Raw genomic sequence first — 16,562 nt, 5'->3', positions numbered from 1 at the left:
CTGATCATTTCAAGCGTTTGAATGCAAGCACCATGCGCCGGCTCCGCGCTATGATGGCGTCAGGTGGCCGTTTCAGGCCAAGCCATATCCGGAGAACTATCATGGGCCCCTTCCCCCACGACGCCCCGCCCGCCAAGATCAGCAAGGACAACCCCGCCGGCACGGATGGGTTCGAGTTTGTCGAGTTCGCGCATCCGGAGCCCGAAAAGCTCGCCGAACTGTTCACCCGCATGGGCTATGTCGCGGTGGCCAAGCACCGCACGAAAGACTTCACCGTCTGGCGCCAGGGCGACATCAACTATGTCGTCAATGCCGAGCCGGGCTCGCATGCTATGAAGTTCGCCGACAAGCACGGCCCTTGTGCTGCATCGATGGCCTGGCGGGTGGTCGATGCCAAGCACGCTTTCGACCACGCCGTTGCCAGGGGCGCCACGCCTTATGAAGGCACAGACAAGGCGCTCGACGTGCCGGCCATCGTCGGCATTGGCGGCTCGCTGCTGTATTTCATCGACACCTATGGCAAGAAGGGCTCGGCCTACGATGCCGAGTTCGAGTGGCTCGGCGCGCGCGATCCGCGGCCGCAAGGCGTCGGCTTCTATTTTCTCGACCACCTCACCCACAATGTCTATCGCGGCCAGATGGACAAATGGTGGGATTTCTACCGCAATTTGTTCGGCTTCAAGCAGATCCATTTCTTCGATATCGACGGCAAGATCACCGGTCTGGTCAGCCGCGCCATCACCTCGCCCTGCGGCAAGATCCGCATCCCGCTCAACGAGTCCAAGGACGAGACCAGCCAGATCGCCGAGTATCTGAAGAAGTACAATGGCGAAGGCATCCAGCACATTGCGGTTGGCACCGACGAGATCTACGCCGCCACCGACAGGCTGGCCGAGAACGGGCTGAAGTTCATGCCCGGCCCGCCGGAAACCTACTATGACATGTCCTATGACCGCGTGAACGGCCACGACGAGCCGATCGAACGCATGAAGAAGCACGGCATCCTGATCGACGGCGAAGGCGTGGTCGACGGCGGCATGACCAAGATCCTGCTGCAGATCTTTTCGAAAACCGTTATCGGGCCGATCTTCTTCGAGTTCATCCAGCGAAAAGGCGACGAAGGCTTTGGCGAGGGCAATTTCCGCGCCCTGTTCGAATCGATCGAGCAGGACCAGATCAAGCGCGGCGTGATCAAGGTTCAGGCGGCGGAGTAGGCTTCAGGTCGAGCGGACTGTGCATGACCCTGGTTTCGGGTCATGCGCCAAATCAGATCTTGAGGCCCAGCCGCTCGACCTCTTCTTTCCTCAGCTTCTTATCGTAGTCGAGCAGGAATTCATCGAGCTGTGGCGGCGCGACCGACGTGCCGGAGAGCATCGCGTGCACCTGGCCGCGATGGTGGATGTCATGCAGGAAGACGTGAGCGAGGATGTCGCCGATGCGCTCTGGGATCATGCCGTCCTTGCGCCGGTCGGTGACGACCTGACGATCGAGATCGGCTGCCGAGAGCCGGTCGCAAAAAGCGACCAGGCGACGGTCCGCGGCGACCTGTGCGGCAAACAACGCCTGCGGCTCGTCGATTGGCACAAAATCGTCATGGGCGGCAGCACCGACGCCACCCTCTTCGAGAAAATCAAGATAGAGAAGATCGACCGCAAGGATATGGTTGAGCGTCGCCTCGATCGACGGGAAGAAGCTGGTGCGTTCGGCTGCGAATTCGCCGGGCTTGAGCTGCAGAACAGCACGGTACAGCCGATCGTTCGACCAGAGATTGTTGCCCGCCATGCGGCGCAGATGATCCAGCAGGTTCATCCGGCGGACCGCACCAGATACAGACCCGCCCACATAACCGCAAATCCGGCGAGAACGATCAGCAGCAGCCTGTTCATGCGCCGCCGCAAGCCTTGCGTTTCGGCGTCCCGCGCGACTTTCATGTTGGTGATGGTGTGGAACATCATCGCCTTGCGCGGAAAGCCACTGCGGTTGGTCAGGTCCGGCGAGCGCGCCTCGATGCGGTAGCTCAACCGGATCGCCAGGATGAACACGGCCAGTATGGCAAGCGCCCAGACGCTACTGAGAAGGTAGAATATCTCGCCTGTCATACTCTTATCTACAAGCTCAGCTTTTCGCCCGAAAACATCAACAATCCCACCCCGACTAAAGTCAGAGAAAGCCCAATCATGCACCACCACCGTGATTTCGGATTGCTGAAAAACGCGCGCCATAGCTCGTTAGGTCGTGCACTCTGCCCGAGCATGTCCCTGTTGTGAACGTCGTAATCGGTCCTGAAGCTGATCATCCCACCGATAGTCCACGAAACGACCCCGCCAAGAATCAGGACCAATCCGAACGTTGGCAAATTACTCATCCGCGTCCCTCACCTCTCGTATTTCTCGACCTTCTGCTCGATGGCGCCGAAGATCGAATGCCCGGTCCTGTCCTTCATCTCGATGCGCACCGTGTCGCCGAAGCGCAGGAACGGCGTTTTGGGCGCGCCTGATACAATGGTCTCGATCATGCGCAGTTCGGCGACGCAGGAATAGCCGGCGCCGCCGGCCGAGACAGGCTTGCCTGGTCCGCCGTCGAGCTTGTTGGAGACGGTGCCGGAACCGATGATGGTGCCGGCGGCAAGTGGACGCGTTTTCGCGGCGTGGACGATCAGGGCCGGAAAATCGAAGGTCATGTCGACGCCCGCATTGGCGCGGCCGAACGGCTTGCCGTTGAGGTCGGCGAGCAGCGGCAGGCTGACCTTGCCGCCATCCCAGGCATCGCCCAATTCATCAGGCGTCACCGCGGCAGGTGAAAACGCCGAGGACGGCTTTGATTGGAAGAAGCCGAAACCCTTGGCGAGTTCCGGCCCGGTGAGCGCACGCAGCGTCACGTCGTTGACCAGCATCACCAGCCGGATCGCGGCGCGTGCCTCATCGAGGCTGGCGCCCATAGGTACATCGTCGACAATGACAGCGACTTCCCCCTCCATGTCGATGCCGAAGGCCTCGTCGGCCATGCGGATCGGATCACGCGGCGCGATGAAGGAATCCGAGCCGCCCTGGTAGATCAGCGGGTCGGTCCAGAAACTTGCCGGCATTTCGACGCCGCGCGCTTTCCGCACCAGTTCGACATGGTTCACATAGGCCGAGCCATCGGCCCATTGATAGGCGCGCGGCAGCGGTGAGTGCGCGTCATGCTCGTGGAAGCGCTCCGACGGCACCGCGTTGTTCTCCAGCGATTCCGCTATTGTCGCGAGGTGCGGGGCGATGCGCCGCCAGTCGTCGAGCGCTGCCTGCAGGGTGCGCACCAGGAACGAGGCGTCGGTGAAGCGTGTCAGGTCGCGCGAGACGACGACGAGTTTTCCGTCACGCGTCCCATCCTTCAGTGTGGCAAGCTTCATGCGGTTTCCTCTCCTGTTACGGCTTTGGCGCCGCTTTGGATTTTTGTTTTACGCATTATCTCCAGCGAAAAGCGGTTTCCACTTTTCAGGGTCATGCGAACTCCACAACAAGGCCGTCGCGGGCGATCGTCAAGTCGCCGGCCCATGTTTTCCTGACAGCGGCGATCCAGTCGGCCTCGACGATCCCGGGATCGTCGGCCGGAATGAGGTGGTTAAGCACCAGCCTCTTCACGCCCGCATCGCTGGCGATGCGCCCGGCCTCCTCGGCAAAGCTGTGGCTGGCGAGCAGATGTTCCCGCAGCCGCGCGCCATTGCCGGTTTTGGCCACCAGCCGCTCTATGCCTTCCTCCAGCATAGCTTCGTGGACGAGGATGTCGGCGCCTTGGGCAAAATCAGCGAGCGGCGGAAAGAAGGCCGTATCGGTGGAGAACACCACGCTTTTCCCGCCACGCTCGAAGCGCAGCGCAAAGCAGTCGGTCACCGGCGGATGGTCGACGCGCAGCGCTGAAACCTCGAGGCCGTGTTGCTCGACAATCAAGCCTTCGGTGAATTCGTTGATCGAAACCAGCTCGCGAATATCCGGCCGGCCTTCGTCGACGATGCGGATTTCGATGTCGAATTCCATAGCCTGACAAAAGCGCCGCCAGTAATGGCCGGTTCCGGGCGGACCGTACACGCTGACGGGCGAGGCCAGACCGGCCGTCCAGGCGGTGTGGACCAGCGGCCCGAGTTCCAGCACATGGTCGGAATGCAGATGCGTGATGAAGATCAGGTCGAGCGCCTTCAGCCCAATGCCGGCGTCGACGAGACCCCGCGTTACGCCAAGCCCGCAGTCGATGACAATGCTGCGACCGCCCATCTGCAGCAGCGACGAACTCGGCCATGGGCCACCCGGCCGCAGCGCCGGGCCGCCCTTCGAGCCCAAAAGCACCAGCCGGTCCGGTATCGGCTCGCCGCTCAAGACCAGTCGCCCTCGGGCGTGCCGTTGAAGCGCTTCTTCAGATCGGCCCAGCAGTCGATGTAGTTGTCCTGCCGGGTTTCCAGTTCGGCGCCGTAGCGGGTCAGCATCTGCGGAAAACGGGTCTCGAACATGAAGGCCAAGGTGTTGTCGAGCTTGACCGGTTTCAGGTCCGCGCGCGAGGCCTTTTCGAAGCCAGGCGCATCCGGGCCGTGGGCCAGCATCAGATTGTGCAGGCTGATGCCGCCGGGAACGAAGCCTTCCTCCTTGGCATCGTACTGACCGTGGATCAGCCCCATGAACTCGCTCATGATGTTGCGGTGATACCAGGGCGGCCGGAACGTATCCTCCGCCACCAGCCAGCGCGGCGGGAAGATGACGAAGTCGATGTTGGCGGTGCCTTCCTCGCCGCTCGGCGCCGTCAGCACGGTGAAGATCGACGGATCGGGATGATCGAACAGGATGGCGCCGACCGGCGAAAAGGTGGCCAGATCATATTTATAGGGTGCGTAGTTGCCGTGCCAGGCAACGACGTCCAGCGGCGAGTGGCCGATCTCGGTGACATGGAAGTTGCCGCACCATTTCACCGTCAGCCGGCACGGTGTCTCCTTCTCCTCGAACCAGGCGCAAGGCGTCTTGAAATCGCGCGGATTGGCCAGGCAATTGGCGCCGATCGGGCCACGGTCCGGCAGGGTCAGCTTGGCGCCATAGTTCTCGCAGACATAGCCGCGCACTTCGGCATCGACCAGCTCGACCTTGAACACAAGCCCGCGGGGCAGCACGGCGATCTCGCCGGGCCGAAGCTCGATGACGCCCATCTCGGTGACGAAGCGCAAGGCGCCGACCTGAGGCACGATGAGCAACTCGCCATCGGCGTTGAAAAAATGGTCGTCGACCATCGAGCGGTTGGCGACATAGACGTGGGCCGCCATGCCGGTTTGCCCGAGCACGTCGCCGGCGGTGGTGATGCTGCGCATGCCGGTGATGAAATCGGTCGGCTCCTTCGGCATCGGCACCGGGTTCCAGCGGTACTGGCCGAGCGCCAACTCGTGGTCGCCGACATTGGGAGCGCTCTTCCACAATGGATAGCTCGCCGGTTTGAAACGGCCGGTGTGCTTCACGCTCGGCCGGATCCGATAGAGCCAGGAGCGCTCATTTGTGCCGCGCGGAGCGGTGAACGGCGAACCGGAAAGCTGCTCGGCATAGAGGCCATAGGCCGGCCGCTGCGGCGAATTCCGTCCCTGCGGCAGCGAGCCGGGCAAGGTTTCGGTTTCGAAGTCGTTGCCGAAGCCCGGCATGTAGGAAAAGGCCATCGCTTCCTCCCGGAATTGACCAAACTTGTTTCATTTGTAACCATCGAAAATGTAACTATCAATGCCAATGCTTCTGCCGGATGTGCAACCATGGAAATCCTCGACCTGGAAAACTTCCTTCCCTACCGGCTCTATCGCCTGGCCGACGCCGTCAGCCGCGAATTCGCGGGGATATACAAGGACAGTCATGGCCTGACCCGGCCTGAATGGCGCACCCTTTCGGGGCTCGGCCAGCACGGCACGATGACCGCGACAGCGCTCGGCGAGCAATCGGCCATGCACAAGACCAAGGTGTCGCGCGCTGTCGCCGAACTCGAACGGCGGCGCTGGCTGACGCGCACTTCAGATGAAAACGACCGCCGCGTCGAGCATCTGACCCTGACCAAGGCGGGGCTTGCCGCCTATCGCGAAATGGTGCCGCTGGCGAAGGCGTTCGAGCGGGGATTGCTGGACAAGCTGAGCGCCGGCGAGTGCGCGGGGATTATCAATGGAGTGGCGGCGCTGGAGGTGGCGCTGTACAGACCCGTGGAAAAGCAATGACGCCGTTCAGTGGTGATCCTTCCCACCCCCCCCGTCCTGCCGGACATCTCCCCCGCAAGGGGGGAGATTGGCAGCTTCGGCGCTCCGCCGATCCCTACAGCGCAGGTAGTTGGCGAAGGCATCCGCGACATCCGATCTCCCTCCTTGCGGGGGAGATGGCCGGCAGGCCAGAGGGGGGTACTGCCCCGCCGACTTTTCTAGTTGCCTACCAGTCCATCACCACCTTGCCGGAACTGCCGCTGCGCATTGCATCGAAGCCGGTCTGGAAGTCGTCGATGCCGATGCGGTGCGTGATCAACCCGGAAACATCGAGCGGGCCCTGCACCAGCGCGATCATCTTGTACCAGGTCTCGAACATTTCGCGGCCGTAGATGCCCTTGAGATGCAGCATCTTGAAGATGACCTTGTTCCAGTCGATCTCGAAGCCGGTGGGCGCAATGCCTAAAATGGCGATCTTGCCGCCATTGTTCATCGTGTCGATCATGTCGCGGAAGGCCGGCGCCGCCCCCGACATTTCGAGACCGACGTCGAAACCCTCGGTCATGCCGAGCACCGGCATGACGTCGCGCAGCTTTTCCTTCGAGGCGTCGACGACATGCTGCACGCCGAGCTTTTTCGCCAGCGCCAGCCGCACCGGGTTGATGTCGGTGATGACCACCTTTCGCGCGCCGACACATTGCGCCACCAGCGCGCCCATGATGCCGATCGGCCCGGCCCCGGTGACCAGCACATCCTCCCCGACCAGATCGAAGGACAGGGCGGTATGGACCGCATTGCCGAGCGGATCGAAAATCGCGGCGATCTCGTCTGGCACGTCGTCGGGGATCGGCACGACGTTGTGCTGCGGGATCGCCAGATACTCGCCGAAGGCGCCGGGGCGGTTGACGCCGACGCCGAGCGTGTTGCGGCACAGATGTCCCCTGCCCGCCCGGCAGTTGCGGCAGTGGCCGCAGACGATGTGGCCTTCGCCCGACACGCGCTGGCCGACCTTGTATTCGGTGACCGCGGCGCCGAAATCGGCAACCGTGCCGACGAATTCATGGCCCGTCACCATCGGCACCGGCACGGTCTTTTGCGCCCACTGGTCCCAATTGTAGATGTGGACGTCGGTGCCGCAGATCGCCGTCTTCCTGACCTTGATCAGCACGTCGTTGGGGCCGATCTCCGGCACCGGCACCTCTTCCATCCAGATGCCCGGCTCGGCCTTGGCCTTCACCAGCGCCTTCATCATGTTCGACATGCTTTTATCCCTTGAATCTCTTGTTCCGGAATCGCTTTGCGACTTCGGCCTTTCAGGAAATCACCCCGAGTTCGCGCCCGACGGCGCCGAACGCCTCGACCGCGCGGTCGATGTCGGCACTGGAGTGCGCCGCCGACATCTGCGTGCGAATGCGTGCCTGGCCCTTCGGCACCACCGGGAAGGAAAAGCCGATGACATAGATGCCACGCTTCAGCATGCGCGCCGCCATCTCCTGCGCCAGCGTCGCGTCGCCCAGCATCACCGGAATGATTGGATGATCGGCCCCGGCCAGCGTGAAGCCCAGTTTGCCCATCTGCGACCTGAACCGTGCCGCATTCGCATATAGGCGTTCGCGCAAGGCGTCGCCATTGCGGATCAGGTCGAACACCTTGATCGAGGCGCCGGCGATCGCCGGCATCAGCGTGTTGGAGAAGAGATAGGGCCGCGAGCGCTGGCGCAGCCAGTCGACCACTTGGCTTTTGCCCGATGTGTAACCGCCGGATGCACCGCCGAGCGCCTTGCCGAGCGTGCCGGTGATGATGTCGACCCTGCCCTCGACGCCGCAATGCTCGGCCGAGCCGTGGCCATTCTGGCCGACGAAGCCGACCGCATGGCTGTCATCGACCATCACCATGGCATCGTATTTGTCGGCGAGGTCGCAGACACCCCTTAGATTGGCGATGATGCCATCCATGGAAAACACACCGTCGGTGGCGATCAGCCGGAAGCGGCAATCCTTCGCCTCCTTCAGCCGCGCTTCGAGGTCGGCCATGTCGTTGTTGGCGTAGCGGAAGCGTTTTGCCTTCGACAGCCGCACGCCGTCGATGATCGAGGCGTGGTTCAGCGCATCGGAAATGATCGCATCGTTCTCGCCGAGGAGTGTCTCGAACAGGCCGCCATTGGCGTCGAAGCAGGAGCCGTAGAGGATGGTGTCCTCCAGGCCGAGGAAGGATGAAATCGTCGCCTCGAGCTGCTTGTGTTCCTCCTGCGTGCCGCAGATGAAGCGCACCGAGGCCATGCCGTAGCCATAGCGGTCGAGCGCCTGGCTGGCCGCCGCACGCAGGTCGGCGCTATCGGCGAGGCCGAGATAGTTATTGGCGCAGAAATTAAGCACCTTCTGGCCGCCGACCTCGATCTGCGCCGACTGGGTCGAAGAGATCACCCGCTCGGATTTATAGAGGCCGGCCGACTTGAGCCCCGCGAGTTCGCTGTCGATGTGAGAGAGAAATGCTGCGGTCATGATCGGGCCTCGTTTGATGTGGGCCGACTGTCGTCCGGCCCGCGCGAAAAATCCATCGCAAAAACGACCGGATCGGTGGGCAGGCGGCCCCGATATGCATCGTCATGCGGCCGCGGAAGCGACGTCACGACAACAGTGCTGGCCGACGACCTCTCAAATGCCGACACAGCACGAAACCAGCCGATAACCATTTCGCGATCTTTAAGCGTTTCCCCCTCGCCGTCCGGCTGTCGATTTCCAGACCTGTTAACGTTTGCAAGCCAATGGTCCTCGCAACAAGAATCCGTTGGCGAGAGGGCCGCCCCACAACATGTCGCAGCAGCCGGTGCAAACCGTTTCAGGCAAGCTCATACTGCTGATCAAGGCTGGCTACTGGCTGGCCCTGCTGATCATCGCCGCCATGGTGATAGCCTCCTTCATCCTGCTGCAGCAGATGATGGCCACCCAGCAGCACAACAACACCTTGCTCGACATCGTCAGCACGCAAAAGACGCTGTCGCAGCGCATCGTCTTCCTTGCCGGCGCAACGAGTTCCGGTTCGCGTGACAAGCAGCCGGCACTGGTCAGCGCTCTCAAGCAGGCGACGGCGGAGTTCGAGACGAACTACGATCTGCTGCTCGAGCAGACCAATGCCGACCCGATGTCGCCTGCCCGTTTGGACCCGAAATCGACCGAGAGCGTGCTGTTCGCCAAGCCGTTCCATCTCGATTATTTCTCGGTAGGCCTCGTCGCCAATGGCAAGCGGCTGATTTCATCCTTTGAATCCCAGCTGACGGGCGCCAGTGACGGCTACAAGGGCAGCGGCGAGCGCGTCAATCTCGATGCCTCTGTCGCCAACGCGACCTTGTCGGGCTACGCAGCGCTTGGCCAGCGCATCAGCGCCGATGCCGACGAGCGCGCCGAGAAGCTGCTCGCGCTTCACCGCACGCTGTTCTACGCCACCCTCGGGGTGATCGTGCTGGTGGCGCTCTTCATCTTCCGGCCGATGTCGAACGCCATCCTGCGCAAGACGCATGAGCTGATCGACGCGCGCAATTCCATGGCCTTCATCGCGGTGCATGACGGCCTCACCGGCCTGCACAACCGCACGTTCCTGACCGATCATTTCGATACGCTGATCAAGGGCTCGCAACGGCGTCGTGAGCGGCTTGCCGTCGTCCAGCTCGACCTCGACCGGTTCAAGCAGATCAACGATACGCTCGGCCACGCCGCCGGCGACTATGTGCTGGTCGTCACGGCGCAGCGCATGCGCGATTCCTGCCGGGCATCGGACCTGTGCGTACGCCTGGGCGGCGACGAGTTCGTCATGATCCTCGGCGGCGCCGGCGGCACCGAAGACATCAACATGCTGGCGCGGCGTATCCTGGCCCACATCAACGAGCCGATCATCTTCCAGGGCACGACCATTCTTCCGGGCGCCAGCGCCGGCATCGCCGTCTACCCGGTCGACGCCGACAATGCGCAGGACCTGCTGGTCCACGCCGACCTGGCACTCTACTCCGCCAAGAAGCTGGGAGGCAGCAACTTCTCGTTCTTCTCCGAAGAGTTGCGCCGCGAGCTCGACTATCGCAAGCAGCTCGAGCACGACATCAAGATCGCCATCGCGGACCGGGCGTTCCAGGTCTATTTCCAGCCGCAGGTCTCGTTGACCGACGGCACGATCAGCGGCATCGAGGCGCTGGTGCGCTGGAACCATGCCGAGCGCGGCATGATCTCGCCCGGCGAATTCATTCCGGTCGCCGAGAAATGCGGCTTCATGCCGGAGATCGGCCGCATCGTCATCTCGAAGGCGATCAACGAAGCCGCCGAATGGAACCGCGCCGGCATTGCCTTTGGGCGGCTTGCCGTCAATGTTTCAGGCACCGAACTGCGCGAGCACGACTTCGATGCGTTCCTGTTCGAGACGCTGGAGAAGGCTGGGCTGCCGCCGCAGAAACTGTCGCTGGAAATCGTCGAGTCCGTCATTCTCGACGACGAGAAGACCGGCATCGCCGCCAAGCTGCGCCATATCAGGGCAGCCGGCGTCCATCTCGAACTCGATGATTTCGGCACCGGCTATGCCTCGCTCAGCCACGTAAACCCCAACGAGATCGACCGGCTGAAGATCGACCGCCGCTTCGTTCAGAACATCCATGAGAATGGCGACAACTCGAAGATCGTGCGTGCCATCACCGAGCTGGCGCGTGGCCTTGGCATCTCGATCGTTGCCGAAGGCGCTGAAACCGAGGCCGAGCTCGATTCGCTGATGGCAATCGGCTGCGATCAGGTGCAGGGCTATTCCATCGCCTTCCCGATGCCGCAGGATAAGGCGCTGGAATGGCTGACGGCCCGCATGCCGAAGAAGGCCAGGCTGACGGTGCTGCAGGGAAGCCTGGCGTAGGCAAAGCGCGTCGCGCTCGAGCGGAGACATCCGACGCGATTTGTCTCTCCGTTTTCTCCATGTCGTTGCCCCAGAACCGCTGCGCACCTTTGGGCGACATGCACCGCCCGCCTTGACAAGCCGTTGTGGACATGGCGGCCTGTCGTCATCGCAACCTGATAGTGCGGGTGATGACACCGTTTCGGATTGTCCTGGCGGCACTGTTGATTTTTGCGTTCCCCGCCCATGGGGCGGATCGCACAATCTATCTCACCTTTGACGATGGCCCGCTGAACGGCACCAGCAACATCCTCGACGTGCTGGAAGCCGAACAGGTTCCGGCGACCATGTTCATGGTCGGCATGCATGCGCAAGCAAGCACCGCCAACAGGGCGCTCGTCCAGCGCGCCAAACAGCTTCCGCTGGTTACGCTCGGCAACCACAGCTACAGCCACGCCAACAACCGCTACCAGCATTACTACGCCGACACCGAAGGCGTCGTCGCCGACATGATGCGGGCAAACGCGGTGCTCGGCCTCAAGCCGGTGGTGCACGCCCGGCTGCCGGGGCGCGACGTGTTCAGGCTGCCCTCGATGTCGAAGAACGACACTTCGCTTGGCCTGGCCCAGGAGGGCCGCGAGGAGCCCGACTATGAGTTTGTCGCGGCCTCAGGCTTTTATCTCTACGGCTGGGACCATGAATGGGTGCACAAGGACAGCGGCGAGCCGGTGCAGAGCGTCGACCATCTGGTCAGCGAGATCGATCACCTGTTCGGCTACGGCCGCTTCGTGAAGCCGCACAAGCTGATCCTGCTGATGCATGACGAGATGTTCCAGGACAGTTTCGACGGCAAGACCAAACTGACCAACCTGATCACCGCACTGAAGCTGCGCCACTACACCTTTGGCGCAATCCAGAGCTACGACGACTGAGCCTGCCCTAGCTTTCCACATTGGCCCGCAAGGCCGCCAGCACCTGTGCGAACTCAGCCAAGCGCTCGTCGGAAAGACCCACCCGCAGCCGCTTGTCGAAAACAAGAGCTGCCTTGCGCAAGGTCTCGAACAAAGCTTCTCCGGCATCGGTCAGTTCGACCAGGTGAACCCGGCGGTTGACGGGATCGCGGCGGCGCGTCAGCAGGCCCTGCGTCTCCATCGCGTTGAGATGGTGTGTCAGCGTCGCGCCCTGGATGCCGATCATGCCGGCAAGCTCGCGCTGGTTGGCAAGCTTGCTTGATTTGACCGAAAGCAGCGTGAGCCAGACAGGCAGCGTGCCGCCAGCCTCGACCAGGGCAGCGTCAAAAGCCTGGGCAACCAGCTTGGCGGTACGGCCGAGATTCATGCCGACTGGCGGGCGTTCAAAGGGCGTCATCACAAGACACTAGAACAAGGGAAAGGCCGATGGAACTGGCCGTGGTTTATACATTGACACCTAACCGTTAGATATCTAACTATATCATATTGACGCACGAAACAGGAGAATCCGGTCATGCAGTACGTCTACATCGTCGTTATCGGCCTTCACGTCATGGCGGGCGTATTCTGGGCAGGCACGACGATCACGCTGGCGCGCGATCCCGATATCCGTGCCGAGCGCTTCATCCAGCCGCAAATGGGTGCGGCCGGCATGGTTTTCCTGACCGGAGCGCTGCTCTGGTATTTCTTCCACGGCGCCTATTTCGGCTCGATGGAAATGGTGCTGGCGCTTGGCATCCTGACCGCTTTCGCCGCCGCGGGCGTGCTCGGCGCCATGGTCAGGGCGCCCAGCCGGCGGCTTGCCGGCGCAAATGCGGAAACCGAAACGCAACTGCGCGCCAGAATGGCGACGGGCGAGCGCATCGCCGCGCGGCTGCTGGTCGTCACCGTGCTCTGCATGGCCGTCGCCAGAATGGTCTGAGACGCAGCAACTCACAGAATCGTACGTTGTCTGGCGACAAGCCGATGACGTGCGGGCGCGCGGCCTGACCGACGTACACGGGCTCTCGTACGCAGGGCCGACCGCGCGCCACCAACGATGCCGGGGCACTTTTCGGTCCGATGGTTCAGATCCTATTTAATGATCGGATTCGTCCGAAAACCGCTGCGCGCTTTTCGGTCCGGTGCTAATGAGCGGCAAATTCGAAGGAATGCTGCCCATGACCGTCACCAAGAACCTTACCCAGCTCGGCGCACACGTCGAGACCCCCCAGAGCCCCGATCAGGCGGTGCTGGAGACCGTGCCGTTTACGCGCGGCGACGGCCCGCCCGCAATCGTGCGCTTCACCTGCCCGGAATTCACCTCGCTGTGCCCGGTCACCGGCCAGCCGGACTTCGCCCATATCGTCATCGACTACGCCCCCGATGCGCTGCTGGTGGAATCGAAGTCGCTGAAACTGTTCATGACCTCATTTCGCAACCACGGCGCCTTCCATGAAGAATGCACCGTCATGATCGGCCGCCGCATCGTGGCGGCAACCAAGCCGCTGTGGCTGCGCATCGGCGGCTACTGGTTCCCGCGCGGCGGCATTCCGATCGACGTGTTCTGGCAGACCGGCGCGCCGCCGGAAGGCGCCTGGTTGCCGGATACCGGAGTGGCGCCCTATCGCGGGCGCGGCTGATGCATGTCACCCAAAATTGACGCCGGTTTTGAGGCAACGGCATATATAGGAACAAAGACTTAAAGCGCGTCGCCTGAATCCGTTTCAACAACGCGCTTTTGGTCTCCCTCTCATTCGCACTGATATTGGCTGAGCGCCCATTCGCCGGTCACCGACAACAGGTCCGATATCTTCCAGTCGCCGTCGACCTTGCTGAACTTCCATTCCAGCCGGTGCGGGTTGCCGGCGACAACGAAGGCGACAATGACCTTGGCCTTGTCGCCATTGATCGCTTCCAGCGTCTTCAGGCTCTTGTCGATCTCGGCTTTGTCATAGTTCGCGTTGTCGAGCGCCATGTTGGGGTCGAGGCATTCGCCCTGTCCGGATTTGCGCAAGGCGTCGCTCTTGTCGAGAACGGTTTTCGCCGGATCGATGAAATGGCTGCGCTGCGCCGGATCGAGTTCGAGCCCGACCTGATCGTAAAATGGCCGCACCACCGCCGTCGGCGATCCCGGCTGGATGGGTGCGGCGGGCTCGCTGGGCGGCCATGCCACTGGTGGCGTTGCGGGTTCCACCGCACCGCCGGGCGCATTTGCAGCTGGCGCCCCGCTGTCGCCCGGGGCGCTGTCAGCCGGCGCGTTTGCCGGCGGCGCACCGAACAGCCCTTGCGCGGCGGCGCCGCTCGGACCCGCTGCCAGCAGGCACATGGCCGACAGTGCCAGGATCCGGCGACGGACCATCGCCTTCACTCCGGCGTCTGGCCGGCCACGCATTCCAGCGCGCTGAGCTTCCAGTCGCTGGTCTTGGAGGCAATGTCCGATATCTTCCACTTGCCCTCGATCTTCTTGAGCGACCAGACCATGTCACGCTTGGAGTCATCGCCTTCCGCAAAGAGGCTGAAGGACGCTGTAACCTCGGCGGTGTCACCATCCAGCTTCTCGGACAGTTTCAGCGTTTTCGAGACAGTCTTCTGATCGAAGTCCTGCGCGTCCAGACCGGGATCGAAATCGATGCAGGCGACCTCGTCAGGGTTCTTTTTCGTTGCCTGGTCGTTCAGGTTGAACAAGTTCGTCACCGGCTCGGTAAACCGATCCCGGTATTGCTCGTCAGCCTCGAATTTGACCGCCGGCACATAGAAGAACTTCACCGCATCGGACGCTGGTCCGGCGAAGGCAGCCGCGGGCAAGGCTATCGAAAGGGCGGCAACGAGCACTGTCAGTCGCATGCAGGATCTCCGGCTTTTGATGGCTTGACGCTATCAATACCACACATCCTGCATATCGACTTTTTTGCGGCTGATGAAGTCCTGGAGCGCCAGCCCCCAGGCGCCCCGCGAGACATTCCGGAGGTTCGCAAAAGCACTTCCGCGGTTAGCTGCCGACGATACTGGCAGATACAATCGCCGCGAACATCAGAGGATCCTCAGCCTCCGAAAGTCGCGACAGGCGCTTTGAGCCGGGAGCGCTCAGGCTTGACACCGAGCCCTGGCATCTGCGGGACGCGTATATGCCCGTTTTCGATGACGACGGGGTTTACCGGGTCGGTATGCCCTTCGATGTATTCCTGCGCGATCCAGGCGCCCTCAAAACGGCTCGGCTCGACGGTAGCGGCGAGGTGCACGCAGGCCGCGGCGATGACGTCCCCACCCCAGGCATCGTCGCAGCTGTGCGGGAGCGATCGTATCGCACACAGGTCGCGGACCGTGACCATCTTGGTAAGGCCACCAAGGCGGGTGACCTTCAATCCGAATCCGTCCGCGATACCTGAAGAAACTGCCCGCAGGACGGCATTCAAATCCTCGGTATTCTCATCAAGGTAGACCGGATGGGTCACGCGTCCCTTGAGACTCGCGACTTCCTCCATTGTGTTGCAAGGCTGTTCGAACACGAACGGGATTGCCTGGCAAAGCCGATCGATGTGCAACGCCGCCGCGGCGGTGAGGCCACGATTGGCGTCGACGGCTATCCGGGCCTTGAAGCCAACCACTTCCCATACCTTGTGCACGGTGGCGACGTCTTGCTCGAGATCCTGTCCGCCTATCTTGATCTGAAGTCGTGGGTATCCGGCCTTGACCTTGTCGACGGCAATACGCGCCGTCTCGTCCGGTGCACCGACAATAGTCGAGTAGTAAGACGGTACACGATCGGTGAGCGCCCCGCCCAGAAGTGTTGAAACCGGAACACCCAGCCGCAGGCCGGCGAGGTCGAGGAGGGCTATGTCCAAGGCCGCCTTGGCATAGTTGTGACCGTTCAACCGCTCGTCCATTCTTTTCGCGAGGCGGCGCATGGACGCAGTGTCCTCACCAATGAGTCCAGGCGCTATTTCGGCAATTGCCGCTCTCGCACCCAGGGCATGTTGGGGCTGATAAACAGGGCCGACCGGGCACGTCTCACCCCAGCCTGACAGTCCGTCTTCGGTGGTCACTTCAACGAGTGTGCTATCCAGATTCTGCACGGTATCGCTAGCCATCCGGTAGGCGCCGCCTTTGACAGGCAGAAGGACCTGATAGACTTTGATCGACTCGATGCGCATACGGACCTCAGCCCCCTTCGTGCCAAGCGATTCAGGCCATCTTGCCATCCGGGTGCATGGCGGCGTTCTCGGTCACAAACATGGATCGAACTGTTGTGCTCAAGTCCGCACGTTGTGCTTGCGCTTCATGAAGTCCTTGGCGGTCTCGACCGCCACTGCGGCGTCGCGGCAATAGGCGTCGGCGCCGACGGCTTTGCCGAATTCCTCGTTCAGCGGCGCACCGCCGACCAGCACGACATAATCGTCGCGGATGCCCTTTTCCTTCATCGTGTCGATGACGACCTTCATGTAGGGCATGGTCGTGGTCAGCAGTGCCGACATGCCGATGATGTCGGGCTGGTGCTGCTCGATCGCGTCGAGATATTTTTCGACCGCATTGTTGATGCCGAGGTCGATGACGTCGAAGCATGACGTCGAAGC

Annotated in this window: 18 protein-coding genes; 6 read left to right on the top strand and 12 right to left on the bottom strand. The window is 62.1% G+C overall.

The annotated features are described in order from the left end of the window. Positions 1–101 precede the first annotated feature (101 nt). Complete coding sequence (hppD, locus tag AC1D08_RS32390) at positions 102–1,214, top strand: 4-hydroxyphenylpyruvate dioxygenase (protein WP_477425051.1); 1,113 nt, start codon at positions 102–104, stop codon at positions 1,212–1,214. Positions 1,215–1,266: 52 nt separating this feature from the next. Here the strand turns inward: hppD and AC1D08_RS32385 are convergent, their stop codons facing one another. The 5 genes from AC1D08_RS32385 to hmgA form a co-directional block, all read right to left on the bottom strand. Further along, positions 1,267–1,809: a DinB family protein gene (locus AC1D08_RS32385; protein WP_457154147.1), complete on the bottom strand. Its 543-nt coding sequence runs from the start codon at positions 1,807–1,809 to the stop codon at positions 1,267–1,269. Further along, the gene (locus AC1D08_RS32380; RefSeq protein ID WP_457154146.1) at positions 1,806–2,099 is read right to left on the bottom strand and encodes a hypothetical protein; all 294 of its coding nucleotides are present in this window, start codon (positions 2,097–2,099) and stop codon (positions 1,806–1,808) included. The genes AC1D08_RS32385 and AC1D08_RS32380 overlap by 4 nt, the downstream gene beginning before the upstream one ends. A 275-nt stretch (positions 2,100–2,374) precedes the next feature. Then, complete coding sequence (locus AC1D08_RS32375; RefSeq protein WP_477425049.1) at positions 2,375–3,388, bottom strand: fumarylacetoacetate hydrolase family protein; 1,014 nt, start codon at positions 3,386–3,388, stop codon at positions 2,375–2,377. A gap of 91 nt (positions 3,389–3,479) precedes the next feature. Then, on the bottom strand, positions 3,480–4,349 hold the full coding sequence (locus AC1D08_RS32370) for an MBL fold metallo-hydrolase (RefSeq protein WP_457151993.1): 870 nt from the start codon (positions 4,347–4,349) through the stop codon (positions 3,480–3,482). Further along, positions 4,346–5,659 carry a homogentisate 1,2-dioxygenase gene (hmgA, locus tag AC1D08_RS32365; protein WP_457151994.1) on the bottom strand — a complete coding sequence of 438 codons (1,314 nt, stop codon included), beginning with the start codon at positions 5,657–5,659 and terminating at the stop codon, positions 4,346–4,348. Before hmgA ends, AC1D08_RS32370 begins: the two co-directional genes overlap by 4 nt. Before the next feature lie 90 nt (positions 5,660–5,749). Between hmgA and AC1D08_RS32360 the strand changes: the two genes are divergently transcribed. Further along, positions 5,750–6,199, top strand: coding sequence for a MarR family winged helix-turn-helix transcriptional regulator (locus tag AC1D08_RS32360; RefSeq protein WP_457151995.1), 450 nt, complete (start codon positions 5,750–5,752; stop codon positions 6,197–6,199). A 205-nt stretch (positions 6,200–6,404) separates the two neighbouring features. On the opposite strand, the gene tdh is transcribed toward AC1D08_RS32360, so the two are convergent. Together tdh and AC1D08_RS32350 are read right to left on the bottom strand one after the other, a co-directional pair. Beyond that, a complete protein-coding gene (gene tdh / locus AC1D08_RS32355) occupies positions 6,405–7,439 on the bottom strand; it encodes an L-threonine 3-dehydrogenase (RefSeq protein WP_040584004.1) in 1,035 nt (344 codons plus the stop codon). A gap of 52 nt (positions 7,440–7,491) precedes the next feature. Beyond that, positions 7,492–8,679, bottom strand: a complete 1,188-nt coding sequence (locus tag AC1D08_RS32350; protein ID WP_457151996.1) for a glycine C-acetyltransferase — start codon at positions 8,677–8,679, stop codon at positions 7,492–7,494. 310 nt (positions 8,680–8,989) lie between these two features. Here AC1D08_RS32350 and AC1D08_RS32345 point away from each other — a divergent pair, with 310 nt between their 5' ends. Next, on the top strand, positions 8,990–11,059 hold the full coding sequence (locus AC1D08_RS32345; protein WP_477398236.1) for a putative bifunctional diguanylate cyclase/phosphodiesterase: 2,070 nt from the start codon (positions 8,990–8,992) through the stop codon (positions 11,057–11,059). A gap of 170 nt (positions 11,060–11,229) precedes the next feature. Next, positions 11,230–11,970: a polysaccharide deacetylase family protein gene (locus AC1D08_RS32340; protein WP_457151998.1), complete on the top strand. Its 741-nt coding sequence runs from the start codon at positions 11,230–11,232 to the stop codon at positions 11,968–11,970. A gap of 7 nt (positions 11,971–11,977) precedes the next feature. Here AC1D08_RS32340 and AC1D08_RS32335 read toward each other — a convergent pair whose 3' ends face one another. After that, a complete protein-coding gene (locus AC1D08_RS32335; protein WP_457151999.1) occupies positions 11,978–12,406 on the bottom strand; it encodes a MarR family winged helix-turn-helix transcriptional regulator in 429 nt (142 codons plus the stop codon). A 117-nt stretch (positions 12,407–12,523) separates the two neighbouring features. Here AC1D08_RS32335 and AC1D08_RS32330 point away from each other — a divergent pair, with 117 nt between their 5' ends. Together AC1D08_RS32330 and queF are read left to right on the top strand one after the other, a co-directional pair. Continuing rightward, the gene (locus AC1D08_RS32330) at positions 12,524–12,931 is read left to right on the top strand and encodes a hypothetical protein (protein ID WP_095085906.1); all 408 of its coding nucleotides are present in this window, start codon (positions 12,524–12,526) and stop codon (positions 12,929–12,931) included. A gap of 238 nt (positions 12,932–13,169) precedes the next feature. Next, the gene (gene queF, locus AC1D08_RS32325; RefSeq protein ID WP_095086672.1) at positions 13,170–13,631 is read left to right on the top strand and encodes a preQ(1) synthase; all 462 of its coding nucleotides are present in this window, start codon (positions 13,170–13,172) and stop codon (positions 13,629–13,631) included. 110 nt (positions 13,632–13,741) lie between these two features. On the opposite strand, the gene AC1D08_RS32320 is transcribed toward queF, so the two are convergent. From AC1D08_RS32320 to AC1D08_RS32305, 4 genes are all read right to left on the bottom strand, one after another. Then, positions 13,742–14,350 (bottom strand): hypothetical protein, encoded by a 609-nt coding sequence (locus AC1D08_RS32320; RefSeq protein ID WP_457152001.1) that lies wholly within the window; start codon positions 14,348–14,350, stop codon positions 13,742–13,744. A gap of 5 nt (positions 14,351–14,355) precedes the next feature. Continuing rightward, positions 14,356–14,835 (bottom strand): DUF3828 domain-containing protein, encoded by a 480-nt coding sequence (locus tag AC1D08_RS32315; protein WP_457152002.1) that lies wholly within the window; start codon positions 14,833–14,835, stop codon positions 14,356–14,358. A 197-nt stretch (positions 14,836–15,032) separates the two neighbouring features. After that, entirely contained in the window at positions 15,033–16,142 is a 1,110-nt protein-coding gene (locus tag AC1D08_RS32310) for a mandelate racemase/muconate lactonizing enzyme family protein (protein WP_457152003.1), read from the bottom strand. 99 nt (positions 16,143–16,241) lie between these two features. Beyond that, positions 16,242–16,562, bottom strand: a 321-nt coding sequence (locus AC1D08_RS32305; RefSeq protein WP_477425046.1) for a cobalamin-dependent protein, incomplete at its 5' end; no start/stop codon positions are given.

This window comes from Mesorhizobium sp. P2_E6 (genome assembly GCF_056403835.1).
The sequence above is the reverse complement of the archived record's forward strand: the minus strand, read 5'-3'. Positions and strand labels throughout refer to the sequence as shown.

Excerpts from the sequence above, each read along its gene's own strand:
- hppD (WP_477425051.1), top strand. The coding sequence starts at position 102 with ATGGGCCCCTTCCCCCACGACGCCCCGCCCGCCAAGATCAGCAAGGAC.
- AC1D08_RS32385 (WP_457154147.1), bottom strand. The coding sequence starts at position 1,809 with ATGAACCTGCTGGATCATCTGCGCCGCATGGCGGGCAACAATCTCTGG.
- AC1D08_RS32380 (WP_457154146.1), bottom strand. The coding sequence starts at position 2,099 with ATGACAGGCGAGATATTCTACCTTCTCAGTAGCGTCTGGGCGCTTGCC.
- AC1D08_RS32375 (WP_477425049.1), bottom strand. The coding sequence starts at position 3,388 with ATGAAGCTTGCCACACTGAAGGATGGGACGCGTGACGGAAAACTCGTC.
- hmgA (WP_457151994.1), bottom strand. The coding sequence starts at position 5,659 with ATGGCCTTTTCCTACATGCCGGGCTTCGGCAACGACTTCGAAACCGAA.
- AC1D08_RS32360 (WP_457151995.1), top strand. The coding sequence starts at position 5,750 with ATGGAAATCCTCGACCTGGAAAACTTCCTTCCCTACCGGCTCTATCGC.
- tdh (WP_040584004.1), bottom strand. The coding sequence starts at position 7,439 with ATGTCGAACATGATGAAGGCGCTGGTGAAGGCCAAGGCCGAGCCGGGC.
- AC1D08_RS32350 (WP_457151996.1), bottom strand. The coding sequence starts at position 8,679 with ATGACCGCAGCATTTCTCTCTCACATCGACAGCGAACTCGCGGGGCTC.
- AC1D08_RS32345 (WP_477398236.1), top strand. The coding sequence starts at position 8,990 with ATGTCGCAGCAGCCGGTGCAAACCGTTTCAGGCAAGCTCATACTGCTG.
- AC1D08_RS32340 (WP_457151998.1), top strand. The coding sequence starts at position 11,230 with ATGACACCGTTTCGGATTGTCCTGGCGGCACTGTTGATTTTTGCGTTC.
- AC1D08_RS32335 (WP_457151999.1), bottom strand. The coding sequence starts at position 12,406 with ATGACGCCCTTTGAACGCCCGCCAGTCGGCATGAATCTCGGCCGTACC.
- AC1D08_RS32330 (WP_095085906.1), top strand. The coding sequence starts at position 12,524 with ATGCAGTACGTCTACATCGTCGTTATCGGCCTTCACGTCATGGCGGGC.
- queF (WP_095086672.1), top strand. The coding sequence starts at position 13,170 with ATGACCGTCACCAAGAACCTTACCCAGCTCGGCGCACACGTCGAGACC.
- AC1D08_RS32320 (WP_457152001.1), bottom strand. The coding sequence starts at position 14,350 with ATGGTCCGTCGCCGGATCCTGGCACTGTCGGCCATGTGCCTGCTGGCA.
- AC1D08_RS32315 (WP_457152002.1), bottom strand. The coding sequence starts at position 14,835 with ATGCGACTGACAGTGCTCGTTGCCGCCCTTTCGATAGCCTTGCCCGCG.
- AC1D08_RS32310 (WP_457152003.1), bottom strand. The coding sequence starts at position 16,142 with ATGCGCATCGAGTCGATCAAAGTCTATCAGGTCCTTCTGCCTGTCAAA.